Below are 23,745 nucleotides of genomic sequence, written 5' to 3' on the forward strand. Positions count from 1 at the left end.
CAAACTTGAACGCTCTACCCCGCGGTTCATTACCCACAGCAACCTTGAGCAACCTACGGAACAGCCTGTGGATAAGCACCTCAGAGCGCGATCTGGCGTGGCCTGCAAACCATTGCTCAAATTTCGACCAGAACGTAGGGCGTACAACCGTTCGCGGTTGTACGCCGATACACCGCAAGCGCTCGCTGCTCCATGGCCACCCCGGAGTCCCCTGAAGCCCATGCCCAGGCCAATACAGAAGTGTCGGAAACCAAGGTCAATCGGCGGATAACGTCGAACGTTATTCGCCCTACGTTCAGCCCCGAGCCAAATCCCAGGCAAAGAAAAAGGCGCCCGAAGGCGCCTTTGTCATGCAGCGGCCAGGATCACTGAACCGCCGGGATCTCGCCGGAAGCCTGCATGCGGGCGATTTCCTGCGCGTACAGCGCATCGAAGTTCACCGGGGACAGCATCAGCGCCGGGAACGAGCCACGGACAACCAGGCTGTCCAGGGTCTCGCGGGCGTACGGGAAGAGGATGTTCGGGCAGAAGGCGCCGAGGGTGTGGCTCATGCTGGAAGCGTCCAGACCCTTGATCAGGAAGATACCGGCCTGCTGCACTTCAACGATGAAAGCGGTTTCTTCGTTGTTCTTCACGGTCACCGAAACGGTCAGCACCACTTCGTAGAAGTCGCCGTCGAGCTGCTTCTGGCGAGTGTTGAGGTCCATGGAAATGCTCGGCTGCCACTCCTGGCGGAAGATTTCCGGCGCCTTGGGCGCTTCGAAGGAGAGGTCGCGGATGTAGATGCGCTGCAGCGAGAACTGCGGATTGTTATCGTCTTGCTGGCCTGCGCCGTTGGCTTGTTCAGTCATTTCGGGACCTTCTTGTGCTTCGTTTCAGGATTGGGGATCACGCCGTGAGCAGCGTATCCAGCTTGCCCGCGCGTTCCAGCGCGTAGAGATCGTCGCAGCCGCCGACATGGACTTCGTCGATCCAGATCTGCGGCACCGAGGTGCGGCCGGCCTTGCTGGCCATCTCGGCGCGTACGCCCGGCTTGCCGTCCACCGAGATCTCCTCGTAGGCGACACCTTTGCGGTCCAGCAGGGCCTTGGCGCGGATGCAATAAGGGCACCATGCGCTGGTGTAGATCAAGATCGACGGCATCTCACTTCACCAGGGGCAGGTTGTCGCCACGCCAGCTACCGATACCACCGGACAGTTTGGCGGCAGTGAAGCCCGCCTTCTGCAGCACGCTGCACCAGGTGCCGGCGTGCTGGCCCATGCCGTCGACCACGATGATGGTCTTGGCCTTGTGCTTGTCCAGCTCGGAAAGGCGTGCGTTCAGTTTGTCCGCCGGAATGTTCAGCGCATCGACGATGTGGCCGGCGGAGAACTCCTTGGTCGGGCGGATATCGAGGACCACGGCCTGCTCGGCGTTCACCAGAGCAGTCAGCTCGCGGGTCGACAGGGCGCGGCCGCCCTTGCGCATTTCATGCAGGGCCAGCAGTACCAGCAGCACGACCAGGGCACCGACCAGCAGGTAGTGATGGGTGGCGAATTCGATCAGACGAGGGAGGAACGAGGACATGGCGCAGGACATCCAGACGTAAAAATGCCGGCCAGTATACACGCGCGTATCTGACGGCTGCACCCTGCGGATCATGGCGTCTGTCGGCACCAATCGGTAAAATGTGGGTCCTTTTCTGACCCCTATTCTCGGAAAGAGCCGTACCTATGACTGCAACGCCCAAACCGCTGGTCCTGATCATTCTGGACGGCTTCGGCCATAGCGATAGCCCGGAATACAACGCCATCTACGCCGCCAAAAAGCCCAACTGGGACCGTCTGCTGGCCAGCCAGCCCAACGGCCTGATCTCCGGCTCGGGCATGGACGTCGGCCTGCCCGACGGCCAGATGGGCAACTCCGAGGTTGGCCACATGAACCTGGGCGCCGGCCGCGTCGTGTACCAGGACTTCACCCGCGTGACCAAGGCCATCCGCGACGGCGAGTTCTTCCAGAACCCGGTGTTGACCGACGCTGTCGACAAGGCCGCCGGCGCTGGCAAGGCAGTGCATATTCTCGGCCTGCTGTCCGACGGCGGCGTGCACAGCCACCAGGATCACCTGGTCGCCATGGCCGAGCTGGCCGCCCAGCGCGGCGCCGAGAAAATCTACCTGCACGCCTTCCTCGACGGCCGCGACACACCGCCCAAGAGCGCCGAGCCGTCGCTCAAGCTGCTCGACGACGCCTTCGCCCGCCTCGGCAAGGGCCGCACCGCCAGCATCATCGGCCGCTACTTCGCCATGGACCGCGACAACCGCTGGGACCGCGTCGAAGCCGCCTACAACCTGATCACCGAAGGCGCCGCCGAATTCACCGCGGAAAACGCCGTGGGCGCGCTGAATGCCGCCTATGAGCGCGGCGAGAGCGACGAGTTCGTCAAGGCCACCCGCATTGGCGCACAGGTGCGCGTGGAAGACGGCGACGCCGTGGTCTTCATGAACTTCCGCGCCGACCGCGCCCGCGAGCTGTCGCGCGCCTTCGTCGAGCCGGGCTTCAAGGAATTCCCGCGCCAGCGCGAGCTGAAGCTGGCCAGCTACGTGATGCTGACCCAGTACGCGGCGAGCATCCCGGCGCCCAGCGCGTTCAAGCCCGAATCCCTGGACAACGTCCTGGGCGAGTACCTGGCCAAGAACGGCAAGACCCAGCTGCGCATCGCCGAGACCGAAAAGTACGCCCACGTAACCTTCTTCTTCTCCGGCGGCCGCGAAGAGCCGTTCGAAGGCGAAGAACGCATCCTCATCCCCTCGCCCAAGGTCGCCACCTATGACCTGCAGCCGGAAATGAGCGCGCCGGAAGTCACCGACAAGATCGTCGACGCCATCGAGAACCAGCGCTACGACGTGATCATCGTCAACTACGCCAACGGCGACATGGTCGGCCACACCGGCGTGTTCGAAGCTGCAGTGAAGGCCGTCGAGTGCCTGGATACCTGCGTCGGTCGGATCGTCGAGGCGCTGGACAAGGTCGGCGGCGAAGCCCTGATCACCGCCGACCACGGCAACGTCGAGCAGATGGAAGACGCCATGACCGGCCAGGCGCACACCGCGCACACCTGCGAGCCGGTGCCGTTCGTCTACGTCGGCAAGCGCAAGCTGAGCATCCGCGAAGGTGGCGTGCTGGCCGACGTGGCGCCGACCCTGCTGACCCTGATGGGTCTGGAGCAGCCCAAAGAGATGACCGGCAAGTCGATCGTCACCCTGCTTTGAGGGTGAGGATTTGACGGGAACGTGAGCCATCTCCCGTCGGTCAGAGCAAACGCCCCACGCCATGCGGCCTGGGGCGTTTTTTTTAGCGCCCGCCACGGGCATACTAGCCCGACCCAGAATTCAGGTTCCCGCCGCCCAATGCCTCGCGCCCTCCTCCCGCTGCTGCTGATCTGCCTCCTGAGCCCGCTTGCGGCCGGTGCCGACGAACGTGCCGACACCCAGCGCCAGCTGGAGCAGACGCAGAAAGACATCGCTGAGCTGAAAAAGAACCTGAAGAACATCCAGGAAGAAAAGTCCGGGGTGCAGAAGCAGCTCAAGTCCACGGAAACCCAGATGGGCGACCTGGAAAAGCAGATCCAGCAGATCCAGGACGAGATGAAGAAGAACGAGGAAGAGCTGCAGCGCCTCGATTCGGAGAAAAAAAAACTCCAGGGCGCGCGCCTTGAGCAGCAGCGTCTGATCGCCATCCAGGCCCGCGCCGCCTACCAGAGCGGTCGCGAGGAATACCTGAAGCTGCTGCTGAACCAGGAACATCCCGAGAAGTTCAGCCGCACCCTCACCTACTACGAGTACATCAACAAGGCCCGCCTGGATCAGCTCAGCGCGTTCAACGAGACCCTGAGCCAGCTCAACGCCGTCGAGCAGGACATCACCGCGCAGAAGAACCAGCAGCTGGAGCAGCAGAGCGCGCTGGAATCACGCCGCCAGGAACTGGCCGAGGCCCGCAAGGCGCGCCAGGAGGCCCTGGCCAAGCTCGACAGCGACCTCAAGGACAGCAATAGCAAACTCAAGAACCGCGAGCAGAGCCAGGAAGACCTGAACAAGGTCCTCAAGACCATCGAGGAAACCCTGGCCCGCCAGGCCCGCGAAGCCGAGGAAGCGCGCCAGCGCGCCCTGGCCGCCGAGCGCGAACGCGCCAAACGTGAACGCGAACTGGCCGAACGCGGTGAAAAGCCCGAACCCCCGAGCAAACCCCGCGCCGACTACAGCGGCCCGCTGGTCTCCAGTGGCGCAGGCTTTGGCGGTTCCTTCGACGCCGCGCGCGGCAAGCTGCCCTGGCCGGTCAACGGCCGCGTGCTGGCGCGCTTCGGCAGCCCGCGCGGCGACGATCCCCGCGCCACCTGGGACGGCGTGCTGATCGGCGCCTCCGCCGGCAGCACGGTACGCGCCGTACACGGCGGCCGCGTGGTGTTCGCCGACTGGCTGCGCGGCGCCGGCCTGCTGGTCATTCTCGACCACGGTGGTGGCTACCTCAGCCTTTATGGGCATAATCAAAGTCTTCTGAAGGACGCCGGCGACACCGTCAAAGCAGGCGACCCCATCGCGACCGTAGGTGCCAGCGGTGGGCAGAGCACCCCGGCGGTCTATTTTGCCATTCGCCATCAGGGCCGCCCGGCGGACCCATCTACCTGGTGTCGCACGCAGGGATAAGCGGCGAACACGCCTTAGGAGCCCCAAACATGTCGCAAGCTTTCCGTCTCACCACCCTGGCCCTGGCCCTGCTGCTCGGCGTCGGTGCGGCACAGGCCGCCGACGCACCGGCCGCAGCCGCCCCTGCGGCCAACGGCAAGGAGGCTCCGCTGCCGCTCGATGAGCTGCGCACCTTCGCCGAGGTCCTGGACCGGGTGAAGGCCGCCTACGTCGAGCCGGTGGACGACAAGACCCTGCTGGAGAACGCCATCAAGGGCATGCTCAGCAATCTCGACCCGCACTCGGCCTACCTCGGCCCGGAAGAGTTCGCCGAGCTGCAGGAAAGCACCAGCGGCGAGTTCGGCGGCCTGGGCATCGAGGTCGGCAGCGAAGACGGCTTCGTCAAGGTGATCTCGCCGATCGACGACACCCCCGCGGCCAAGGCCGGCATCCAGCCGGGCGACCTGATCGTCAAGATCGACGGCAAGCCGACCAAGGGCCAGTCGATGAACGAGGCAGTGGACAGCATGCGCGGCAAGGCCGGCTCGCCGATCACCTTGACCATCGTGCGCGGCGGCGGCAAGCCGTTCGACGTCGAACTCAAGCGCGCCATCATCAAGGTCAAGAGCGTGCGCAGCCAGATGCTCGAACCGGGCTACGGCTACCTGCGCATCACCCAGTTCCAGGTCAACACCGGCGAGGAAACCGTCAAGGCGCTGACCAGCCTGCGCAAGGAGAACAACGGCCGGCTCAAGGGCGTGGTGCTGGACCTGCGCAACAACCCCGGCGGCGTGCTGCAGTCGGCGGTGGAAGTGGCCGACGCCTTCCTCACCAAGGGGCTGATCGTCTATACCAAGGGCCGCATCCCGAACTCCGAGCTACGCTTCTCGGCCGATCCGTCCGACCCGTCCGACGCCGTACCGCTGGTGGTACTGATCAACGGCGGCAGCGCCTCGGCGGCGGAAATCGTCGCCGGCGCCCTGCAGGACCAGAAGCGCGCGATCCTCATGGGTACCGACAGCTTCGGCAAGGGCTCGGTACAGACCGTGCTGCCGCTGAACAACGACCGCGCCCTGAAGCTCACCACCGCGCTGTACTACACCCCCAACGGCCGCTCCATCCAGGCCCAGGGCATCACCCCGGACATCGAGGTGGAACGCGCCAAGGTCACCCGCGAGCAGAGCGAGTTCGACGGTTTCAAGGAAGCCGACCTGCAGGGTCACCTGGCCAACGGCAACGGCGGCAAGGACCGCCCCACCGCTGCTGGCAAGCGCCCGGAAGACCGTCCGCAGGAAAGCGACTACCAGCTCGGCCAGGCCCTCAGCCTGCTGAAAGGACTCAGCGTCAGCCGCGGCAACAACTGAGCCATGCGCTGGGCCCGGCTGCTGCTCGGCCTCGGCCTTGGCGCGCTGCTGTACCAGCCGGTGCTGGCGGCGCCGCCACCGCCGGCTGGCGCCAGGCCGCTGGTCAGTATCGTCATCGACGACCTCGGGCAGAACCTGGCGCGCGATCGCCAGGTGCTCGAACTTTCCCCCGCCATCGCACTGGCGATCATCCCCGGTACGCCCCACGCCGCCGAACTGGCCCGCGAAGCGCACAAGCTGGGGCGCACCGTGATGCTGCACATGCCCATGGACCCGGCCGGCGGCGAGTTCGCCTGGCGTCCGGAACTGAGCCAGGAGGAACGCGCCCGCCGGCTCGACGCAGCGCTGGCGCGGGTGCCCTACGCCCAAGGCCTGAACAACCATGAAGGCAGCCGCATGACCGCCGACCGCCCGGCCATGGCCTGGCTGGCCGCGGAGCTGCAGCGGCGCCACCTGTTCCTGCTCGACAGCCGCACCAGCGCCGCCACCGTGGCCGCCGCCGAGGCGCAGAAGATCGGCCTCGCCAGCCTGTCGCGGGACGTGTTCCTGGATGACGATCCGAGCGAAGCGGCGGTGATGGAGCAGATGCAGCGCGGCCTGAAGCTGGCGCGCAAGCAGGGCACGGTAGTGATGATCGGCCACCCGAAGCCGGCGACCCTGGCGGTGCTCAGGCGGGTGCTGCCCGGCCTCAAGGCACAGGGCTTCGAGCTGGTGCAGCCGTCGCTGATGATCGGCGAGCGCGCCAACCGCGCCATGCAGGGGCATGGGCGGGATGGGGTTTACCGGTAGGGCGTACAACCGTTCGCGGCTGTACGCCGATACACCTCACACCACCACAGCTTCGTGGTCGAGGTCGGAGCACCCGGAGGCCAAGGTCAAACGGCGTATAACGTCGAACGTTATACGCCCTACGGTCCCGGCGACTTCCGCTTATAGATAGTTGTTGGTGGCCTGCTCGATGAAGCCATCCGCGCGCATCTCGTCCAGCGCCTTCTGCAGCTTCGCCACCACCTCGTCCGGCGTGTCCTTGTTGATCGCCAGGTACAACTGCGCCTCGTTGAAGCGCAGCACGGTCTGCAGGCCGGATACGCCTTCCTGCTTGGCCAGGTAGCGGCCAACCGGATCGGTGGTGGCCCACAGATCGATCTCGCCGGTGGTCAGCTTCTTCACGTTTTCCTGATCGCGCAGCGCGTTGACCACCGGGATGCCCTGGCTCTCCAGGTTCTGGCTGACGGCGTCATTCTTGTAGGCACCGAGCTTGTACTTGGCGGCGTCCTTGAGGTCCTTGACCTTGATCGAGCTGCCCTGCGGCGCCAGCAGCACCCAGCTGGTCTTGGCGATCGGCCCGACCCACTTGAACAGCGGTACGCGCTCGGGGGTGTAAGTGGTGGAGAACAGCCCATAGTCGGGCTTGTCCAGGGCCAGCTTGTACAGTCGATCCCAGGGAAAACGCAGGCTCAGGCTGTACTGGATGCCAGCGCGCTTGAACATCTCGCGGACGATATCGGCGCTGATACCGTCGATGCCTTCGTCGCGGGCAAAGTTCTTGTCGTCCACCGCCATATTGAAAGGCGGGAAGTTCTCGGTGAGCAGCACCATCTTGTAATCGGCGGGCAACTCGGCGCGGGCCGTGGCGGCCCCCAACAGCAGACCCAGGGTCAGGGTCTTGATCAGGATTTTCAGCATGGTCATACCGCTCGCTTGGTTATCATTATTGGGCTTGCGGCATCCCTGCAGAGGGGACGGAATACTTCGCTCGTCTGCCTTCCGTGGCAAAACCGGCGCCAAGGGATGTCGGCGCCAAACGCAAAGGCCGGCGAGTGGCCGGCCTTCGGGTGTTACAGGTAACTGTTGAGCACGTCGTCGACGAAGCCTTCGGCGCGCATCTTGTCCAGCGCGGCTTGCAGCTTCTGCACCACCTCATCCGGTGTCTCGCGATTCAGCGCCAGGAACAGCTGGTCGCTGTTGAAACGCAGCACCGTCTTCAGACCGGAAATCCCCACCTGCTTGGCCAGGTAGCGCCCCGCAGGATCCCCGCTCGCCCACAGGTCGATCTGGCCTTCCTGCAGCTTGCCGGCGTTCTCCTGGTCGCGCAGCGCCAGCACCGGTTCGAAACCATGCTTGGCCAGGTACTCGGCCATGGCGTCGCCCTTGTAGGCGCCGACGCGGTACTTCTTGGCCTCTTCCAGGTTGTTCAGGGTGATCTGGCTGTCGCCCTTGGCCAGCAGGACCCAGTCGTCCGGGCCGATCGGACCGACCCACTTGAACAGGTTCTCCCGCTCGGGCAGGCGAGCCGTGACGAATACCCCGTAGCCGGGCTTCTCCAGCGCCAGCTTATAGATACGGTCCCAGGGGAAGCGCAGGGTCAGGCTGTAGGAGACGCCGGCACGCTTGTACATCTCCTTGACGATGTCGACGGCGATCCCGTCGATGTTGTCTTCCTGGGCGAAGTTCTTGCCGTTGATGGCCATGTTGTACGGCGGGAAGTTCTCGGTCAGCAGCACCATGCTGTAGCCGGAGCCATCCGTTTCCGCCTTTGCCGCGCTGGCCAGCAGCAGGCCGCAGCCAATCCATGCAAGCAGAATGCGCTTCAGCATCTGGTAATTCCTGAGTGGGACAATTCTGAGAAGGCGCAGAGCTTACTCGGAGTATTGACGCCAAGAAACCCTACACAGATGGCAATCACACATCCAAACGCCATCACCTCGACCAGCGGTATCGAACACTCGGGATTCGGTGGCGAAAGGGCCTGCGACGACAGGACGCAGGCCCTCGAGGGCCGGGAGAGCCCCGGCCCGGAAGGGATCAGCGAACGACGATGCCGCGGCTGGCCAGATAGGCCTTGGCCTCCGGCACGCTGTACTCGCCGAAGTGGAAGATGCTGGCGGCCAGCACCGCATCCGCCTTGCCTTCGATGATGCCGTCGGCCAGGTGCTGCAGGTTGCCGACACCGCCGGAAGCGATCACCGGAACGTTCACCGCCTCGCTGATGGCGCGGGTCACGCCCAGGTCGTAGCCGCTTTTCACGCCGTCCTGGTCCATGCTGGTCAGGAGGATTTCACCGGCGCCCAGGCCTTCCATCTTCTTCGCCCACTCCACCGCATCGAGCCCGGTGGGCTTGCGGCCGCCGTGGGTGAAGATTTCCCAGCGCGGGGCTTCGCCTGGCGCCGAGACCTTCTTGGCGTCGATGGCGACCACGATGCACTGCGAGCCGAAGCGCGCGGCGGCTTCGCCGACGAACTCCGGGGTGAACACTGCGGCGGTGTTGATCGAGACCTTGTCCGCACCGGCATTGAGCAGGTTACGGATGTCCTGCACGGTACGCACGCCACCGCCCACGGTCAGCGGGATGAACACCTGGCTGGCCATGCGCTCGACGGTGTGCAGGGTGGTGTCGCGGCCATCGACGCTGGCGGTGATGTCGAGGAAGGTGATTTCGTCCGCGCCCTGCTCGTCGTAGCGGCGGGCGATTTCCACCGGGTCGCCGGCGTCGCGGATGTTCTCGAACTTGACGCCCTTCACCACGCGGCCGTTGTCCACGTCGAGGCAGGGGATGATGCGTTTAGCCAGTGCCATATCAGGGTTCCCCGTGGTTCAACTCAGCCCTTGAAGGCGTCGCACAGTGCCTGGGCCTCGGCGACGTCCAGGGTGCCTTCGTAGATCGCGCGGCCAGTGATGGCGCCGACGATGCCCGGCGTGCGGGCGTCCAGCAGCTTCTGGATGTCGCCCAGGTTGTGGATGCCGCCCGAAGCGATCACCGGAATGCGCGTGGCGTTGGCCAGGGCGGCGGTGGCTTCGACGTTGCAGCCCTGCATCATGCCGTCCTTGGAGATGTCGGTGTAGACGATGGCGGAGACGCCGTCGGCCTCGAAGCGCTTGGCCAGGTCGATCACCTGCACTTCGCTCACCTCGGCCCAGCCGTCGGTGGCGACGAAGCCGTCCTTCGCGTCGAGGCCGACGATCACTTTGCCCGGGAAGGCGCGGCAGGCTTCGCCGACGAACTCCGGCTGCTTGACCGCCTTGGTACCGATGATCACGTAGCTGACGCCTGCACGCACGTAGTGCTCGATGGTTTCCAGCGAGCGGATGCCGCCGCCGATCTGGATCGGCAGGTTCGGGTAGCGCTTGGCGATGGCGGTGACCACTTCACCGTTGACCGGCTTGCCCTCGAAGGCGCCGTTCAGGTCCACCAGGTGCAGGCGACGGCAGCCGCCCTCCACCCATTTGGCGGCCATGGATACCGGGTCGTCGGAGAACACCGTGGCGTCTTCCATCAGGCCCTGGCGCAGGCGCACGCAGGCGCCGTCTTTCAGATCGATTGCGGGGATGATCAGCATGGGTTGAACCTGCTCGAATCCAAAGATGAATGGGGTCGGGGTCAGCTCTTCTCGAGCGCCCACAAGTCGCTTTCGATGCTCTCGAACCGGTCTTTCAGGTGAGATTGCACGTCGAAGATCGCCTTGTTGTAGAACAGCGGGCCGAACTCGCGCATGAAGAAATCCAGCGCTTCTTCGGCCTCGAAGGAGCCCACGTCCAGCTCGAAGCGGTCTTCGAGAAAACGCTGGATGGCCCGCGCCGCGCTCTGGCGCTGGGCGCCATCGAGTTCGAGGATCGCGGGCTTGTCCTTCTGGCGGGCCATGGCTTACCAGCGCCCGTCCCAGGCGGCGAAGTTCTGCAGCAGCTGCAGGCCGTGGGTGTGGCTCTTCTCCGGGTGGAACTGCACGGCGAAGCGCGAACCGTCAGCCAACGCGGCAGCGAAATCACGCCCGTAATGGCCGCGACCGACCACCTGGCGCGGGTTGCCCGCCTCGATGTAGTAGCTGTGCACGAAATAGAAGCGCGCGTTGTTCGGGATGTCGTGCCACAACGGGTGGTCGACGCTCTGCGCCACTTCGTTCCAGCCCATGTGCGGCACCTTCAGGTGCTCGCCGTCCTCGTGCAGGTCCTTGCCGAAGAAGCGCACCTTGCCGGGGAACAGGCCGATGCAGTCGACGCCGTCGTTCTCTTCGCTGTGCTCCAGCAGCGCCTGCATGCCGACGCAGATGCCGAGGAACGGACGGTCCTGGCTGACTTCACGCACCAGGCTGTCGAAGCCCAGGCGCTTGATCTCGGCCATGCAGTCGCGGATCGCGCCGACGCCGGGGAAGACCACACGGTCGGCCTCGCGGATCACATTGGCGTCGCTGGTCACCAGCACGCGCCCGGCACCCACGCGCTCCAGCGCCTTGGACACCGAGTGCAGGTTGCCCATGCCGTAGTCGATGACGGCTACCGTCTGCATCACAGGCACCCTTTGGTGGACGGCATCTGGCCGGCCATGCGCTCGTCCAGCTCGATGGCCATGCGCAGCGCGCGGCCGAAGGCCTTGAACACGGTCTCGATCTGGTGGTGGGTGTTGTGCCCGCGCAGGTTGTCGATGTGCAGGGTCACCTGGGCGTGGTTGACGAAGCCCTGGAAGAACTCCATGAACAGGTCGACGTCGAAGCCACCGACGCTGGCGCGGGTGAACGGCACGTGCATCTGCAGCCCCGGGCGGCCGGAGAAGTCGATGACCACGCGCGACAGCGCCTCGTCCAGCGGCACGTAGGCATGGCCGTAGCGGCGGATGCCCTTCTTGTCGCCGATGGCCTTGGCAAAGGCCTGGCCGAGGGTGATGCCGATGTCCTCGACGGTATGATGGTCGTCGATATGCAGGTCGCCCTTGCACTCGATGTCCAGGTCGATCAGGCCGTGGCGGGCTATCTGGTCCATCATGTGCTCGAGGAAGGGAACCCCGGTATCGAAGCGGGCCTTGCCCGTTCCATCCAGGTCGATGGAAACCTTGATCTGGGTTTCCAGGGTGTCGCGCGCGACGGATGCCTTGCGTTCGGCCATCACCAGCTCCACAGCTAACACTGCACGTAATTATAAGAAGGGGCAGCATTATAGGCGCGCCAGGCCCGGCGCGGCTATGGGCGGTGGTCGGCACTGGCCGATCGACAGCACTTTTCCCTACACTGCCGGACCGCCACCGAGGAATCGCCCATGCCCGTCATCGTCCAGCACCTGACCCAGCCCAGCGACCAGGACCGCCAGGATCTGCTGAAGATCTACGCCGACGCCCCGGACTGGCTGCTGGCGCCCTTCGCCAACGCCGAGGAGCTGGTGGATCACGGCCTGCGCGAAGGCCTGCTGCAGACCGGCCGCTTCAACGACCGCCTGCTGGGCGCCGCCTGGATCGAGCGCAACGCCGACACCTGGAACCTCTCACGCCTGTGCGTACGCAAGGTTACCCGCAGACGCGGCGTGGCCCGCCGCCTGCTGGAAGAAGCCCAGCGCCTGGCCATCCTGCAGGGCGCCGCGCTGCGCTTGAGCGCGCCGGCCGATCAAGCGGACGCCGCCGCCTTCGCCGAACGTCTCGGGCTGACCCTGCTGCCGGCCTGAGCCGGGCGAGCCCCATTACTGCGACCGGTTCGGCAGCAGCGACACTCCGGGGAACCGTGCGCCGACCGTCCGCTCAAACCTGGAAGCTCCTGCATCTTTTCCCCCATCTGAGGCGCGGGTGTGACGTTGATATACTTTTCCGTTACCCCACCCGCCGCCTGAACAAGGACCCGTCATGAAAGCGTTCGGCAAAATCCTCGGCATCGTTGTGCTGGGCCTGCTGTTGCTCCTCGTCGCAGCTGGCTTCGTGCTGACCCACTTCTTCAACCCGAACGACTACAAGGACGAAATCCGCCAACTGGCCCGCGACAAGGCCAACGTCGAGCTGAACCTCAAGGGCGACATCGGCTGGAGCCTGTTCCCCTGGCTGGGCCTGGAACTGCACGACACCAGCGTCGCCACCCTGCAGGCCCCCAACCAGCCCTTCGCCGACGTGCAACTGCTGGGCATGTCGGTGCGGGTGTTGCCGCTGCTGCGCAAGGAACTGCAGATGAGCGACATCCGCGTCGAAGGCCTGAACCTGAGCCTGAACCGCGACAAGAACGGCGCCGGCAACTGGGAAAACATCGGCAAGCCCCTCCAGCCGGCCGGCGGCACACCCGCCACCGCGCAGCCGGCGCCCGCGCCCAGCGAACCGGCCAAGCCGGCCGCCGCCGAAACGCACCAGGCGATGAAGCTCGACATCGACAGCCTGACGGTGAAGAACGCGCGCATCGACTACGCCGACGCGCAGAGCGGCAAGAACTACACGGCCGAGGGCATCGAGCTGACCACTGGCGCCATCCGCGAGGGCAGCAACATCCCGGTCAAGTTCAGCGCCTACCTGGGCAGTAACCAGCCGGTGATCCGCGCCCGCACCGAACTGACCGGCAACCTGCGCTTCGACCGCGCCCTCAAGCGCTATCAACTGGAAGACACCAAGCTGTCCGGCGAAGTCTCCGGTGATCCGCTGCAGGGCAAGACCGCCAACTACAGCGCCCAGGGCCAGTTGATCCTCGACCAGGCCGCCCAGATCGCCGAGTGGAACGGTCTGAAGATCACCGTCAATCAGCTGCGCGCCCTCGGCGAGCTCAAGGCCCGCGAGCTGGACAAGGAGCCCAAGTTCGATGGCGGCCTGTCGCTGGCGCCGTTCAACCTGCGCGAATTCCTCAATGGTATTGGCCAGACCCTGCCGGAAATGGCCGACGCCAACACCCTGACCAAGCTGGAGCTGTCCACCCGCGTGGCCGGCACCCGCAACAGCCTGAATCTGGGTGACATCAAGCTGAAGCTCGACGACAGCAACTTCAGCGGCAACCTCGGCATCGCCGATTTCAGCAAGCAGGCCATCCGCGCCCAGCTGAACGGCGACCGCCTGGACCTCGACCGCTACCTGCCGGGCAAGGCTGCCAAGGCCCAGGAAGCCACCAGCGCCGCGCGCAAGGCTGAGGTCGAGGCCACCACCAGCAACGCCATCCAGGGCGACAGCCCGCTGCCCAACGCGCCAACCCAGCAGGCCTGGAGCGACGCCCCCATGCTGCCGGTCGCCAAACTGCGCACCCTCGACCTGGACGTCGCGCTCCAGCTTGCTCAGCTGACCCTCGACAAGCTGCCAATCGAGAACGCCAACCTCAAGCTGCGCGGCCAGGACGGCCTGCTCAACCTCGACGACATGCGCGGCGAACTCTACGACGGCAAGTTCAACGCCACCGCAAGCCTCGACGTACGCCAGGACGTGCCGCTGCTCAAGGCGCAGAAGCACATCGCTGACGTACCGGTGGACCGCCTGCTCGAATCCCAGGGCCAGAAGCCGCCGGTGAAAGGCCTGCTCGACCTGGACGCCGACATCACCACCCAGGGCCTCAGCCAGAAGGCCTGGATCGATAACCTCAACGGCACCGCGCACTTCGTCCTGACCCAAGGCGTGCTGCTCAACGCCAACCTGGAGCAGCAGCTGTGCCAGGGCATCGCCACCCTCAACCGCAAGGCGCTCGAAGGGCAACATGGCGGCAAGGACACACCGTTCCGCGAGCTACAGGGCAACCTGACCTTCCGCAATGGCGTGGCCAGCAACCCGGACCTGAAGGCGAGCATCCCCGGCCTGACCGTCAAGGGTGACGGCGACATCGACCTGCGCGTGCTGGGCATGGATTACCGCGTCGGTGTGATCATCGAAGGCGACAAGAGCGACATGCCCGACCCGGCCTGCCAGGTGAACAAGCGCTACGTCGGCATCGAATGGCCGCTGCGCTGCCGCGGCCCGCTGGAGCTGGGCGCCAAGGCCTGCCGCCTGGACAAGGACGGCCTCGGCAAGATCGCCGGACAACTGGCCGGGGAACGGCTGAACGAAAAACTCGAAGAGAAGTTCGGCGACAAGGTCAGTCCCGAGCTCAAAGACGCACTCAAAGGGCTGCTCAAGAAGAAATGACCCCGGAACGCTTCAACTCGGCGGTGCTCGACTGGTTCGACCGCCATGGCCGCCATGACCTGCCCTGGCAACAGGGCATCACGCCCTACCGGGTGTGGGTCTCGGAAATCATGCTGCAGCAGACCCAGGTCGCCACCGTGATGGGCTACTTCGACCGCTTCATGAACGCCCTGCCGACGGTGGCGGACCTCGCTGCTGCGCCGGAAGACGAAGTGCTGCACCTGTGGACGGGCCTGGGCTACTACACCCGCGCCCGCAACCTGCACAAGACCGCGAAAATAGTGATGGCACGGCACGGCGGCGAATTCCCCCGCGACGCCGAGCAGCTCGCCGAGCTGCCGGGCATCGGCCGCTCCACCGCCGGCGCCATCGCCAGTATTTCCATGGGCCTGCGCGCCCCGATCCTCGACGGCAACGTCAAGCGCGTGCTGGCGCGCTACCTGGCCTGCGACGGCTATCCGGGCGAGCCGAAGGTAGCCAGGCAACTGTGGGACGCCGCCGAGCGCTTCACGCCGCATGCGCGGGTCAACCACTACACCCAGGCGATGATGGACCTGGGCGCCACCCTCTGCACTCGCAGCAAACCCAGCTGCCTGCTCTGCCCGCTGCGCGAGGGCTGCCGCGCGCACCTGCTGGGCCGCGAGGCCGACTTCCCGGTGCCCAAGCCGCGCAAGGAGCTGCCGCGCAAGCGCACGCTGATGCCGATCCTGGCCAATCGCGAAGGCGGCATCCTGCTCTACCGCCGTCCTTCGACCGGTCTCTGGGGCGGGCTGTGGAGCTTCCCCGAACTGGACGACCTGGCCGCCCTCGACCCACTAGCCCAACGCCACGCCCTGCGCCTGGGCGATCGCCGCGAGTTGCCCGGCCTCACCCACACCTTCAGCCATTTCCAGCTGGCCATCGAGCCCTGGCTGGTGCGCGTCGAGGACGCAGCCCCCGCCGTGGCCGAGGGCGACTGGCTCTGGTATAACCTCGCCACCCCGCCGCGGCTCGGCCTTGCCGCCCCGGTGAAGAAGCTGCTCAAACGAGCCGCCGACGTGTTGAATGCAGGAGAAATGTCATGACCCGACTGGTGATGTGCCGCAAGTACAAAGAAGAGCTGCCCGGCCTCGATCGCGCGCCCTACCCCGGAGCCAAGGGCCAGGACATCTACGAGCACGTCTCGAAGAAAGCCTGGGACGAATGGCAGAAGCACCAGACCATGCTGATCAACGAGCGCCGCCTGAACATGATGAACGCCGAGGATCGCAAGTTCCTCACCGCAGAGATGGACAAGTTCCTCAGTGGCGAGGAATACGCGCAGGCCGAGGGCTACGTCCCGCCCAGCGCGTAAGTTTCGGTATTATTTGAAAAATTTTTTCGCGGCACGCTTGACACCCTTTCCGAAAACCCTTTTAATGCGCGCCACGTTGCCCAGGTAGCTCAGTTGGTAGAGCAGGGGATTGAAAATCCCCGTGTCGGCGGTTCGATTCCGTCCCTGGGCACCAAGCCTTCCGAAAGCCCCTGAAATCGCGAGATTTCAGGGGCTTTTTCGTTTCCGCCCGCAAAAGTTCCTCCCAGCCCTGGCAGCGCCGCACGAATCGTGTCGAATGTTTGCCGATCTACACTGTCTACTGGCACGTAGCACGTTGTTCTTTCAGAATCATGACGAACCGGACGACTCCTGCCTTTTTGGCGAGATACCCTCCGGGAGTCCGATGTTTCATAGCGGAGTCACTGTGCGCGCACTCATTCGCTGGTGGAATTCACGGGGCAACCTGGCCACCCTGTCTGCCCTTTTCCTGCTGATCCCCCTGATTGGCCGCTACAGCCTTGGCTGGGGCACGCCGCAGGGCTATCTCTCCGACCTTGCGCTCGGCACGCTGCTGGTCGTGGCGCTGCACAGCCGACGACTGTTCATCGCCATTCCAGTGATGCTGGTCTGGGCACTGTCGGTGATAGGCACTGCCGAGCTGGTCAGCGCCGTGGGCCGCATGCCCGCGCCGGAAGACCTGCACTTCCTCGCCGATCCCACCTTCGTCGCCAACTCCACCGAAGGCGGCGGCCTGAATCACCAGCACCTGGCGATCGCCATCGGCATCGGCATCCTGCTCTGCGCCCTGCTCTGGCGCCGTCGCGAGCAGCCGCTGCCGCGCTACGCCTATGCGCTGCCGGCCGCACTGCTGGCCGGCCACTTCGGCCTGCAGTACTTCCAGCCCAGCGACGCGGAGATGTGGAAGCAGTTCAACCTGCCGCACCAACTGGTTTCCCGCGCCATCACCGGCGGCGAAATCGCCTACGAGGACTGGCGCGACCGCGACCTGCCGGAAGTCAGACCCGACGTCACCGGCCTGACCCAGCACGACCTCAATGGCACACCGCTGCTGACCGGCCGCGGCCAGGCGAAGAACGTACTGATCATCGCCATGGAAGGTATCCCCGGCGCCTATGTCGCCACCAACCGCGCCGCGCTGAGCAGCAGCTACGAAGAATCGATGATGCCCAAGCTCAGCACCTGGGCCGAGCGAGCGATGACCACCCCGGATTACGTGGTGCACAGCCACCAGACCATTCGCGGCCTCTACGCCATGCTCTGCGGCGACTACAGCAAGCTGGACAACGGCACGCCCAAGGGCGTCGAACTGCTGGGCAACCCGACCCGAGCCGCCGAATGCCTGCCGGCGCAGATGCACCAGGCCGGCTTCAGCACCCACTTCCTGCAGGGCGCCGGGCTGCGCTTCATGGCCAAGGACAAGGTCATGCCAGCCATGGGCTTCGACAAGACGCTGGGCCGCGACTGGTTCAAGAAGAAACCGTACCTGGAATTCGCCTGGGGCATGGACGACAAGGCCTTCTTCGAGGGTGCGCTGGACTACGTCGGCCAGCTGCGCCAGAAGAAGCAGCCATGGATGCTCACCCTGCTGACCGTCGGCACCCACCAGCCCTATTCGGCCACCCCGGAATACCTGGCCAAGTACCCGACCCCGCGCCAGGCCGCCATTGCCTATCTGGATGACGCCGTGGATGCCTTCCTCAAGGGTCTGGAAGAGAAGGGCGTGCTCAAGGACACCCTGGTGATCGTCACCTCCGACGAGTCCCACGGCATCGACAATGTGCGTCTCGCCTCGGCCTGGGGCCTGAACCTGGTGTTCGCACCTGAGCAGGCCGCGCTGCCACCGGTGAAGGACGGTGTTTATGGCCATGTGGACCTGGAGTCGTCGGTCCTCGATTACTTCGCCATCAAGGCGCCGCAGGATATCGCCGGCCGCTCGCTGTTCCGCGAGTACGAGACAGGGCGGGAGATGGTCTCCTTCACCAATGGCATGCAGCGCTATCACGACGGCAAGAGCACCTTCACCGAGTGCGACTTCCAGCAGGTCTGCCGGCGCTACAAGAGCGATGGATTCATCGCCGACAGCGCCAAGTTCGAAGGCCGCTTCAGTGGCCGCGATGCCCGCCTGATGACCGCCCGCGCCGACATCCTCGACCAGTCGGTGGTCAACGCCCAGTCGACCCGCGAATACCAGTTCGCGACCAAGGAACGCATTCGCCTGAAGCCGCAGATCGACAATGAGTACACCGACAACCTGATTGGCGCCCAGTACCTGGAGTTCCCGGCCAACTCGCGCACCACGGTGAGCCTGAAGATTCGCGCCATCCAGATGGACGCCAACGGCGCCAAGGTCACGCTCAAGACTCGTTCCTTCGAGAAACCGGTCCCCATCCAGATGCCGGAATTCCCTCTGGTGAAGCGCAACGAACCATTGGCGGTCAGCTTCTCTTTCGACAACGAGGAGGCACGCAAGGCGTTCTCCTTCCACCTGCTGGCCGAAGGCAAGGGCATCATCGAGATCACCGACTTCCACGTCACGACGCAACCACGCAAGTCGCCGATCAACGCCAGCGAGCCGGGCGCAACAGGTCTGGCTGACGGCAAGGTGCTGCCGATTCCCCGCCTCTCCGGTCACCCGAACCTGATGGCCAGCCAGCCCCAGGAATCCGAGGATGACGTGACGCCGGCCGAGGTCATCAGCGATCCGTCACCGCAACTGCGCCAGCTGATGCAATGATCGAGACCGGCGGCCTCCAGGCCGCCGGTCTTTTCCGCCTCAGCGGAAGCTGGCACTATCGCGCCCCCGCGACGCAGTGCCCTCCCCCCGCGAGTTCAGCCCAAGCGACAACACACTGTGGCAATGCGACAACTTGCCGCTATCCCGAGGAACGGCGAGGGAAGAGCGCTTGGCGCCCCCTGGGACGCGTGTTAGCTTCCCCCTCGCCAGGATGGCCCCGATTCTGCAGTACCCCGCTGCGAGAGCGTCCTAATAACAATAGAGGAGCCCCCTATGGCCGAGGCCATACCCGCACTGGAAATCCGTAATCTGCACAAGCGTTACGGTGACCTGGAAGTGCTGAAAGGCATTTCCCTGACTGCCCGCGACGGCGATGTGATTTCCATCCTCGGCTCCTCCGGTTCCGGCAAATCCACATTCCTGCGCTGCATCAACCTGCTGGAGAACCCGCACCAGGGTCAGATCCTGGTCGCCGGTGAAGAACTCAAGCTGAAGAAGGCCAAGGACGGATCGCTGGTCGCCGCCGACGGCAAGCAGATCAACCGCCTGCGCAGCGAACTGGGTTTCGTCTTCCAGAACTTCAATCTCTGGCCGCACATGAGCATCCTCGACAACATCATCGAGGCCCCGCGCCGCGTGCTGGGCAAGACCCGCGCCGAAGCCACCGAGATCGCCGAGGCGCTGCTGGCCAAGGTCGGCATCGCCGACAAGCGCCACAGCTTCCCGTCCCAGCTTTCCGGCGGTCAGCAGCAGCGCGCCGCCATCGCCCGCACCCTGGCGATGCAGCCCAAGGTCATCCTCTTCGACGAGCCGACTTCCGCACTCGACCCGGAAATGGTCCAGGAAGTACTCAACGTGATCCGCGCGCTCGCCGAGGAAGGCCGCACCATGCTGCTGGTCACCCACGAAATGAACTTTGCCCGCCAGGTTTCCAGCGAGGTGGTGTTCCTCCACCAAGGCCTGGTAGAAGAGCAGGGACCGCCGCAGCAGGTATTCGAAAACCCGCAATCGGCACGCTGCAAACAATTCATGTCCAGCCACCGCTAACGGAGCATCACTGCATGAACAACTATAAGAAGATCATCCTGGCTGTCGCGGCCACTCTGGCCATCGGGGGCAACGCCATCGCCGCGGAGAAGCTGCGCATCGGTACCGAAGGCGCCTACCCGCCCTTCAACGGCATCGACGCCAGCGGCCAGGTTATCGGCTTCGACGTCGACATCGCCAAGGCCCTGTGCGCCAAGATGAAGACCGAGTGCGACGTCGTGACCTCCGACTGGGACGGCATCATCCCCGCCCTGAACGCCAAGAAGTTCGACTTCATCGTCGCTTCCATGTCGATCACCGACGAGCGCAAGCAGGCAGTGGACTTCACCAGCCCGTACTACACCAACAAGCTGCAGTTCGTGGCACCCAAGTCGACCGACTTCAAGACCGACAAGGGCTACCTGAAAGGCAAGGTGATCGGTGCCCAGCGCGCGACCGTTGCCGGTACCTGGCTTGAGGACAACATGTCCGACACCGTCACCATCAAGCTGTACGACACCCAGGAAAACGCCTACCTCGACCTCTCCTCGGGCCGCCTCGACGGCGTACTGGCCGACAAGTTCGTGCAGTACGACTGGCTCAAGAGCGACGCCGGCAAGGACTTCGAGTTCAAGGGCGAGCCGGTGTTCGACAACGACAAGATCGGCATCGCCGTGCGCAAGGGTGATCCGCTGCGCGACAAGCTGAATGCCGCTCTGAAGGAAATCGTCGACGACGGTACCTACAAGAAGATCAACGAAAAGTACTTCCCCTTCAGCATCTATTGATGCACGTGCCGCGCCGCCCGGACTCGGGCGGCGCGCGCCCTCAGGCGTGATTCCCCATGATTTTCGACCTGCACGGCTTTGGCGATCAGCTGATCGCCGGCACCTGGATGACGCTCAAGCTCTCGCTTTCCGCAGTCTGCGTCGGACTGATCCTCGGTCTGCTGGGCGCGGTAGCCAAGACGTCCAAGAACAATTTCCTGCGCATGCTCGGCGGCTTCTACACCACCGTGGTGCGTGGCGTACCCGAGACCCTCTGGGTACTGATGATCTACTTCGGCACCGTGACCGGACTGAACGCCCTGGGTGACCTGTTCGGCCACCCCGAGTTCGCCCTGTCGCCCTTCGCCGCCGGTACCTGTGCACTGGGCCTGTGCTTCGGCGCGTATGCCACCGAGGTGTTCCGTGGCGCGCTACTGGCAATCCCCAAGGGACATCGCGAGGCCGGCCAGGCGCTGGGGCTTTCCGCGCCGCGCATCTTCTGGCGCGTGGTGCTGCCGCAGGTGTGGCGCGTGGCATTGCCGGGCCTGGGCAACCTGTATCTGATCCTGCTGAAGGATACCGCCCTGGTTTCGCTGATCAGCCTCGACGAAATCATGCGCAAGGCCAGCGTCGCATCCAACGCGACCAAGGAGCCCTTCACCTTCTACATGGTGGCCGCACTGATCTACCTGGGTCTGACCATCTTCGTGATGGCCGCCCTGCATTATCTTGAGCGCCGCGCCGGCCGTGGCTTCGTGAGGAACGAGCTATGACCGACTTCGAGCTGATCATCAAGTGGATGCCGAAGATGCTCCTGGGTGTGCAACTGACCCTGGAGCTGCTGGCCATCGCCGTGGTCGCCGGCCTGTGCCTGGCAATACCGCTGGGCATCGCCCGCGCCTCGCGACACTGGTACGTGCGCGCAGTGCCCTATGCCTACGTCTTCTTCTTCCGCGGCACACCGCTGCTGCTGCAACTGGCCCTGGTCTACTACGGCCTCGCGCAGTTCGATGCGGTGCGCAAGAGCAGTCTCTGGCCCTATCTGCGCGATCCCTACTGGTGCGCGCTGTTGACCATGACCCTGCACACGGCGGCCTACATCGCGGAAATCCTCCGCGGCGCCATCCACGCCATCCCGTTCGGTGAAGTGGAAGCGGCCCGTGCGCTGGGCATGTCGCGGCGTCAGGCGCTGTTCCACATCATCCTTCCGCGTGCGGCGCGTATCGCCCTGCCGGCCTACAGCAACGAGGTGATCCTCATGCTCAAGGCCAGCGCCGTGGTGTACACCGTGACTCTGTTCGACATCATGGGCATGACCCGCACCATCATCGCGCGCACCTATGAGGCCATGCTGTTCTTCTGCCTGGCCGGCGCGTTCTATCTGCTGATCACCCTGCTGCTGACCCGTATCTTCCGCCTGGTCGAGCACTGGCTGCGCGTCGACATGATGCAAGGCCGCTGATCGGCACGCCCAGCGAGGCACGGGGCCGCTATACTGCGCGCCCCGTGATCTTGCCCGCCGTGCACCGTGCACCCGAACGACACTCCCCTGACCGGCCCCGACCTGCTCCAGCGCTTTCTGCAGCTGGACGAGTTTCTGTTGCAGCACCAGACGCTCTGGCGGCCGAAGCCGTTCACCGTGCTCGAACTGCCGTGGGAGCGCGAACACCCGGAGCTGGCCGGCTGGCTGCGTAGCCGCAGCCTGGAAGAGGCCGATGCGGACCACCACCTCACCGCGCAGCTGCACGCTCCCGCACCCTTTCCCGAACTGGCAGCCCGTGCCGCACAGCTGTCCGCCGTCGGGGAATTGCCAGCAGTCGCGCTCGGTCAGTTGCCCACAGCCCTGACCGTCGATGTGCCCGGCCGCAAGTGGCAACAGATCGAGGCATTCGCCAGCCGCCTGGGCTTCGCCCAGTCACCTCGCCAGTGGCTCGACTGGTGCGCTGGAAAAGGCCATCTCGGCCGTTTGCTGGCACGCGATGGCAATCCGCTGCTCAGCCTGGAATACGACGCCGCCCTGGTGGAGGACGGGCAGCGCCTGAGCGATCGACTGAAGCTGCAGGCCACCCACCGCCAGCAGGATGTGCTTGCCGCCAATGCCGCCGAGCACCTGGAAAGCGAGCAGACAGCGGTGGCCCTGCACGCCTGCGGCGACCTGCACGTTCGGCTGCTGCAACTGGCCAGCGAACGCGGCTGCCGCCAATTGGCCGTCGCGCCCTGCTGTTATAACCGCATCGACAGCGACAACTACCAGCCCCTCTCTGGCGCTGCACAAGGCTCGACGCTGCTGCTGTCGCGAGACGACCTGCGCCTGCCGCTGGCCGAAACCGTCACCGCCGGCGCGCGCGTGCGCCGACAGCGCGACCGCTCGATGGCGCGCCGCCTGGCCTTCGACCTGCTGCAACGGGATCTGCGGGGGACCGACGACTACTTGCCGGTCCCCTCGGTCCCACCGACCTGGCTCGACAAGCCGTTCTCAGACTACTGCCGCGACCTGGCCGCGCTGAAAGGCCTGCCCTCCCCCGCCGAGCGCGACTGGTCGGACCTGGAGGCGCAGGGCTGGAAGCGCCTGGCCGTGGTGCGCAACCTGGAACTGGTGCGCGGACTATTCCGTCGTCCACTGGAGCTATGGCTACTGCTGGATCGAGCGCTCTTTCTTCAGGAGCGTGGTTATAAGGTCACCCTCGGAGGCTTCTGCGAGCCCCGTATGACACCCCGCAATCTGCTCCTGCTCGCGGAACGCTTCTGAGACGGGCGTTCCAGCCATCCATCCACAGCTGCTGTGGATAACTCTGTTGAAATCACCGAGAAAAATAGCGCTCAAGCCCAGCCCAGCGGGCACCGGGGCTCTTTGGCCATTTTCCGAACTTTTTCTTAAATCCTTTAAAAACAATCGATTAGAAAAAGCCGTGATGGACCTCACAATGAATATTCAATTTCTTCAGCAAAACGCCGGGCACTGTGCATAAGGCCCCGGCTACGCATCCCGTCCTCACAGAACTTGTTGCTCCACGCACATCAATTTCGATTCATGGAATTGATTGTTCCCC

General features: G+C 64.7%; 24 protein-coding genes and 1 tRNA gene. 15 read left to right on the plus strand and 10 right to left on the minus strand.

Annotated elements, in window-relative coordinates:
• Nucleotides 1-365: 365 nt before the first annotated feature.
• From secB to SD196_RS25325, 3 genes are read right to left on the minus strand one after another with little or no spacing between them, the layout of a single operon-like run.
• Nucleotides 366-851 (minus strand): protein-export chaperone SecB, encoded by a 486-nt coding sequence (secB, locus tag SD196_RS25315; RefSeq protein ID WP_275609055.1) that lies wholly within the window; start codon nt 849-851, stop codon nt 366-368.
• Between the two features lie 37 nt (nt 852-888).
• Nucleotides 889-1,143, minus strand: a complete 255-nt coding sequence (grxC, locus tag SD196_RS25320; RefSeq protein ID WP_275609056.1) for a glutaredoxin 3 — start codon at nt 1,141-1,143, stop codon at nt 889-891.
• A gap of 1 nt (nt 1,144) precedes the next feature.
• A complete protein-coding gene (locus tag SD196_RS25325) occupies nt 1,145-1,567 on the minus strand; it encodes a rhodanese-like domain-containing protein (RefSeq protein ID WP_331319695.1) in 423 nt (140 codons plus the stop codon).
• Nucleotides 1,568-1,713: 146 nt separating this feature from the next.
• Between SD196_RS25325 and gpmI the strand changes: the two genes are divergently transcribed.
• The 4 genes from gpmI (at nt 1,714) to SD196_RS25345 (ending at nt 6,812) form a co-directional block, all read left to right on the plus strand.
• On the plus strand, nt 1,714-3,249 hold the full coding sequence (gene gpmI / locus SD196_RS25330; RefSeq protein ID WP_275609058.1) for a 2,3-bisphosphoglycerate-independent phosphoglycerate mutase: 1,536 nt from the start codon (nt 1,714-1,716) through the stop codon (nt 3,247-3,249).
• 138 nt (nt 3,250-3,387) lie between these two features.
• Entirely contained in the window at nt 3,388-4,680 is a 1,293-nt protein-coding gene (locus SD196_RS25335; protein ID WP_275609059.1) for a murein hydrolase activator EnvC family protein, read from the plus strand.
• Nucleotides 4,681-4,709: 29 nt separating this feature from the next.
• On the plus strand, nt 4,710-6,023 hold the full coding sequence (locus SD196_RS25340; protein ID WP_275609060.1) for a S41 family peptidase: 1,314 nt from the start codon (nt 4,710-4,712) through the stop codon (nt 6,021-6,023).
• Nucleotides 6,024-6,026: 3 nt separating this feature from the next.
• Complete coding sequence (locus SD196_RS25345) at nt 6,027-6,812, plus strand: divergent polysaccharide deacetylase family protein (RefSeq protein ID WP_343578029.1); 786 nt, start codon at nt 6,027-6,029, stop codon at nt 6,810-6,812.
• Nucleotides 6,813-6,953: 141 nt separating this feature from the next.
• On the opposite strand, the gene SD196_RS25350 is transcribed toward SD196_RS25345, so the two are convergent.
• The 7 genes from SD196_RS25350 to hisB form a co-directional block, all read right to left on the minus strand.
• Nucleotides 6,954-7,709, minus strand: a complete 756-nt coding sequence (locus SD196_RS25350; protein WP_331319712.1) for a substrate-binding periplasmic protein — start codon at nt 7,707-7,709, stop codon at nt 6,954-6,956.
• A 152-nt stretch (nt 7,710-7,861) separates the two neighbouring features.
• The gene (locus tag SD196_RS25355; protein ID WP_370600219.1) at nt 7,862-8,620 is read right to left on the minus strand and encodes a substrate-binding periplasmic protein; all 759 of its coding nucleotides are present in this window, start codon (nt 8,618-8,620) and stop codon (nt 7,862-7,864) included.
• A 208-nt stretch (nt 8,621-8,828) separates the two neighbouring features.
• Nucleotides 8,829-9,599 (minus strand): imidazole glycerol phosphate synthase subunit HisF, encoded by a 771-nt coding sequence (hisF, locus tag SD196_RS25360; RefSeq protein ID WP_207886296.1) that lies wholly within the window; start codon nt 9,597-9,599, stop codon nt 8,829-8,831.
• Nucleotides 9,600-9,622: 23 nt separating this feature from the next.
• Complete coding sequence (hisA, locus tag SD196_RS25365) at nt 9,623-10,360, minus strand: 1-(5-phosphoribosyl)-5-[(5-phosphoribosylamino)methylideneamino]imidazole-4-carboxamide isomerase (RefSeq protein WP_043256078.1); 738 nt, start codon at nt 10,358-10,360, stop codon at nt 9,623-9,625.
• A gap of 41 nt (nt 10,361-10,401) precedes the next feature.
• Nucleotides 10,402-10,662 carry a DUF2164 domain-containing protein gene (locus tag SD196_RS25370; protein ID WP_015479328.1) on the minus strand — a complete coding sequence of 87 codons (261 nt, stop codon included), beginning with the start codon at nt 10,660-10,662 and terminating at the stop codon, nt 10,402-10,404.
• A 3-nt stretch (nt 10,663-10,665) separates the two neighbouring features.
• On the minus strand, nt 10,666-11,304 hold the full coding sequence (gene hisH, locus SD196_RS25375) for an imidazole glycerol phosphate synthase subunit HisH (RefSeq protein ID WP_275609064.1): 639 nt from the start codon (nt 11,302-11,304) through the stop codon (nt 10,666-10,668).
• The gene (gene hisB / locus SD196_RS25380) at nt 11,304-11,897 is read right to left on the minus strand and encodes an imidazoleglycerol-phosphate dehydratase HisB (protein WP_152226950.1); all 594 of its coding nucleotides are present in this window, start codon (nt 11,895-11,897) and stop codon (nt 11,304-11,306) included. Before hisB ends, hisH begins: the two co-directional genes overlap by 1 nt.
• Nucleotides 11,898-12,047: 150 nt before the next feature.
• Here hisB and SD196_RS25385 point away from each other — a divergent pair, with 150 nt between their 5' ends.
• The 11 genes from SD196_RS25385 to SD196_RS25435 all read left to right on the plus strand — a co-directional run bounded on the left by SD196_RS25385 (nt 12,048) and on the right by SD196_RS25435 (nt 23,444).
• Nucleotides 12,048-12,446, plus strand: coding sequence for an acetyl-CoA sensor PanZ family protein (locus tag SD196_RS25385; RefSeq protein WP_343578030.1), 399 nt, complete (start codon nt 12,048-12,050; stop codon nt 12,444-12,446).
• 175 nt (nt 12,447-12,621) lie between these two features.
• Entirely contained in the window at nt 12,622-14,853 is a 2,232-nt protein-coding gene (locus tag SD196_RS25390) for an AsmA family protein (protein ID WP_416310802.1), read from the plus strand.
• Nucleotides 14,850-15,917 (plus strand): A/G-specific adenine glycosylase, encoded by a 1,068-nt coding sequence (mutY, locus tag SD196_RS25395; RefSeq protein ID WP_416310803.1) that lies wholly within the window; start codon nt 14,850-14,852, stop codon nt 15,915-15,917. The genes SD196_RS25390 and mutY overlap by 4 nt, the downstream gene beginning before the upstream one ends.
• On the plus strand, nt 15,914-16,186 hold the full coding sequence (locus tag SD196_RS25400) for an oxidative damage protection protein (RefSeq protein WP_015479334.1): 273 nt from the start codon (nt 15,914-15,916) through the stop codon (nt 16,184-16,186). Before mutY ends, SD196_RS25400 begins: the two co-directional genes overlap by 4 nt.
• 78 nt (nt 16,187-16,264) lie before the next feature.
• Nucleotides 16,265-16,340: transfer RNA gene (locus SD196_RS25405), tRNA-Phe, on the plus strand.
• A 231-nt stretch (nt 16,341-16,571) separates the two neighbouring features.
• Nucleotides 16,572-18,902: an LTA synthase family protein gene (locus tag SD196_RS25410; protein WP_343578032.1), complete on the plus strand. Its 2,331-nt coding sequence runs from the start codon at nt 16,572-16,574 to the stop codon at nt 18,900-18,902.
• Between the two features lie 273 nt (nt 18,903-19,175).
• Nucleotides 19,176-19,949, plus strand: coding sequence for an ABC transporter ATP-binding protein (locus tag SD196_RS25415; protein WP_207886302.1), 774 nt, complete (start codon nt 19,176-19,178; stop codon nt 19,947-19,949).
• Nucleotides 19,950-19,963: 14 nt separating this feature from the next.
• Nucleotides 19,964-20,716 carry an ABC transporter substrate-binding protein gene (locus SD196_RS25420; protein WP_331319686.1) on the plus strand — a complete coding sequence of 251 codons (753 nt, stop codon included), beginning with the start codon at nt 19,964-19,966 and terminating at the stop codon, nt 20,714-20,716.
• A 56-nt stretch (nt 20,717-20,772) separates the two neighbouring features.
• Nucleotides 20,773-21,468 (plus strand): ABC transporter permease, encoded by a 696-nt coding sequence (locus tag SD196_RS25425; protein ID WP_275609070.1) that lies wholly within the window; start codon nt 20,773-20,775, stop codon nt 21,466-21,468.
• Nucleotides 21,465-22,157: an ABC transporter permease gene (locus SD196_RS25430; protein WP_275609071.1), complete on the plus strand. Its 693-nt coding sequence runs from the start codon at nt 21,465-21,467 to the stop codon at nt 22,155-22,157. The genes SD196_RS25425 and SD196_RS25430 overlap by 4 nt, the downstream gene beginning before the upstream one ends.
• 66 nt (nt 22,158-22,223) lie before the next feature.
• Nucleotides 22,224-23,444: a methyltransferase gene (locus tag SD196_RS25435; protein ID WP_416310804.1), complete on the plus strand. Its 1,221-nt coding sequence runs from the start codon at nt 22,224-22,226 to the stop codon at nt 23,442-23,444.
• Nucleotides 23,445-23,745: the final 301 nt, after the last annotated feature.

The sequence above is a fragment of the Pseudomonas macauensis genome (assembly GCF_047902425.1).
Lineage (GTDB): Bacteria > Pseudomonadota > Gammaproteobacteria > Pseudomonadales > Pseudomonadaceae > Pseudomonas.

Bases quoted from the DNA above. Each gene is read 5' to 3' on its own strand.
- secB (WP_275609055.1), bottom strand. From the start codon at position 851: ATGACTGAACAAGCCAACGGCGCAGGCCAGCAAGACGATAACAATCCG.
- grxC (WP_275609056.1), bottom strand. From the start codon at position 1,143: ATGCCGTCGATCTTGATCTACACCAGCGCATGGTGCCCTTATTGCATC.
- SD196_RS25325 (WP_331319695.1), bottom strand. From the start codon at position 1,567: ATGTCCTCGTTCCTCCCTCGTCTGATCGAATTCGCCACCCATCACTAC.
- gpmI (WP_275609058.1), top strand. From the start codon at position 1,714: ATGACTGCAACGCCCAAACCGCTGGTCCTGATCATTCTGGACGGCTTC.
- SD196_RS25335 (WP_275609059.1), top strand. From the start codon at position 3,388: ATGCCTCGCGCCCTCCTCCCGCTGCTGCTGATCTGCCTCCTGAGCCCG.
- SD196_RS25340 (WP_275609060.1), top strand. From the start codon at position 4,710: ATGTCGCAAGCTTTCCGTCTCACCACCCTGGCCCTGGCCCTGCTGCTC.
- SD196_RS25345 (WP_343578029.1), top strand. From the start codon at position 6,027: ATGCGCTGGGCCCGGCTGCTGCTCGGCCTCGGCCTTGGCGCGCTGCTG.
- SD196_RS25350 (WP_331319712.1), bottom strand. From the start codon at position 7,709: ATGCTGAAAATCCTGATCAAGACCCTGACCCTGGGTCTGCTGTTGGGG.
- SD196_RS25355 (WP_370600219.1), bottom strand. From the start codon at position 8,620: ATGCTGAAGCGCATTCTGCTTGCATGGATTGGCTGCGGCCTGCTGCTG.
- hisF (WP_207886296.1), bottom strand. From the start codon at position 9,599: ATGGCACTGGCTAAACGCATCATCCCCTGCCTCGACGTGGACAACGGC.
- hisA (WP_043256078.1), bottom strand. From the start codon at position 10,360: ATGCTGATCATCCCCGCAATCGATCTGAAAGACGGCGCCTGCGTGCGC.
- SD196_RS25370 (WP_015479328.1), bottom strand. From the start codon at position 10,662: ATGGCCCGCCAGAAGGACAAGCCCGCGATCCTCGAACTCGATGGCGCC.
- hisH (WP_275609064.1), bottom strand. From the start codon at position 11,304: ATGCAGACGGTAGCCGTCATCGACTACGGCATGGGCAACCTGCACTCG.
- hisB (WP_152226950.1), bottom strand. From the start codon at position 11,897: ATGGCCGAACGCAAGGCATCCGTCGCGCGCGACACCCTGGAAACCCAG.
- SD196_RS25385 (WP_343578030.1), top strand. From the start codon at position 12,048: ATGCCCGTCATCGTCCAGCACCTGACCCAGCCCAGCGACCAGGACCGC.
- SD196_RS25390 (WP_416310802.1), top strand. From the start codon at position 12,622: ATGAAAGCGTTCGGCAAAATCCTCGGCATCGTTGTGCTGGGCCTGCTG.
- mutY (WP_416310803.1), top strand. From the start codon at position 14,850: ATGACCCCGGAACGCTTCAACTCGGCGGTGCTCGACTGGTTCGACCGC.
- SD196_RS25400 (WP_015479334.1), top strand. From the start codon at position 15,914: ATGACCCGACTGGTGATGTGCCGCAAGTACAAAGAAGAGCTGCCCGGC.
- SD196_RS25415 (WP_207886302.1), top strand. From the start codon at position 19,176: ATGGCCGAGGCCATACCCGCACTGGAAATCCGTAATCTGCACAAGCGT.
- SD196_RS25420 (WP_331319686.1), top strand. From the start codon at position 19,964: ATGAACAACTATAAGAAGATCATCCTGGCTGTCGCGGCCACTCTGGCC.
- SD196_RS25425 (WP_275609070.1), top strand. From the start codon at position 20,773: ATGATTTTCGACCTGCACGGCTTTGGCGATCAGCTGATCGCCGGCACC.
- SD196_RS25430 (WP_275609071.1), top strand. From the start codon at position 21,465: ATGACCGACTTCGAGCTGATCATCAAGTGGATGCCGAAGATGCTCCTG.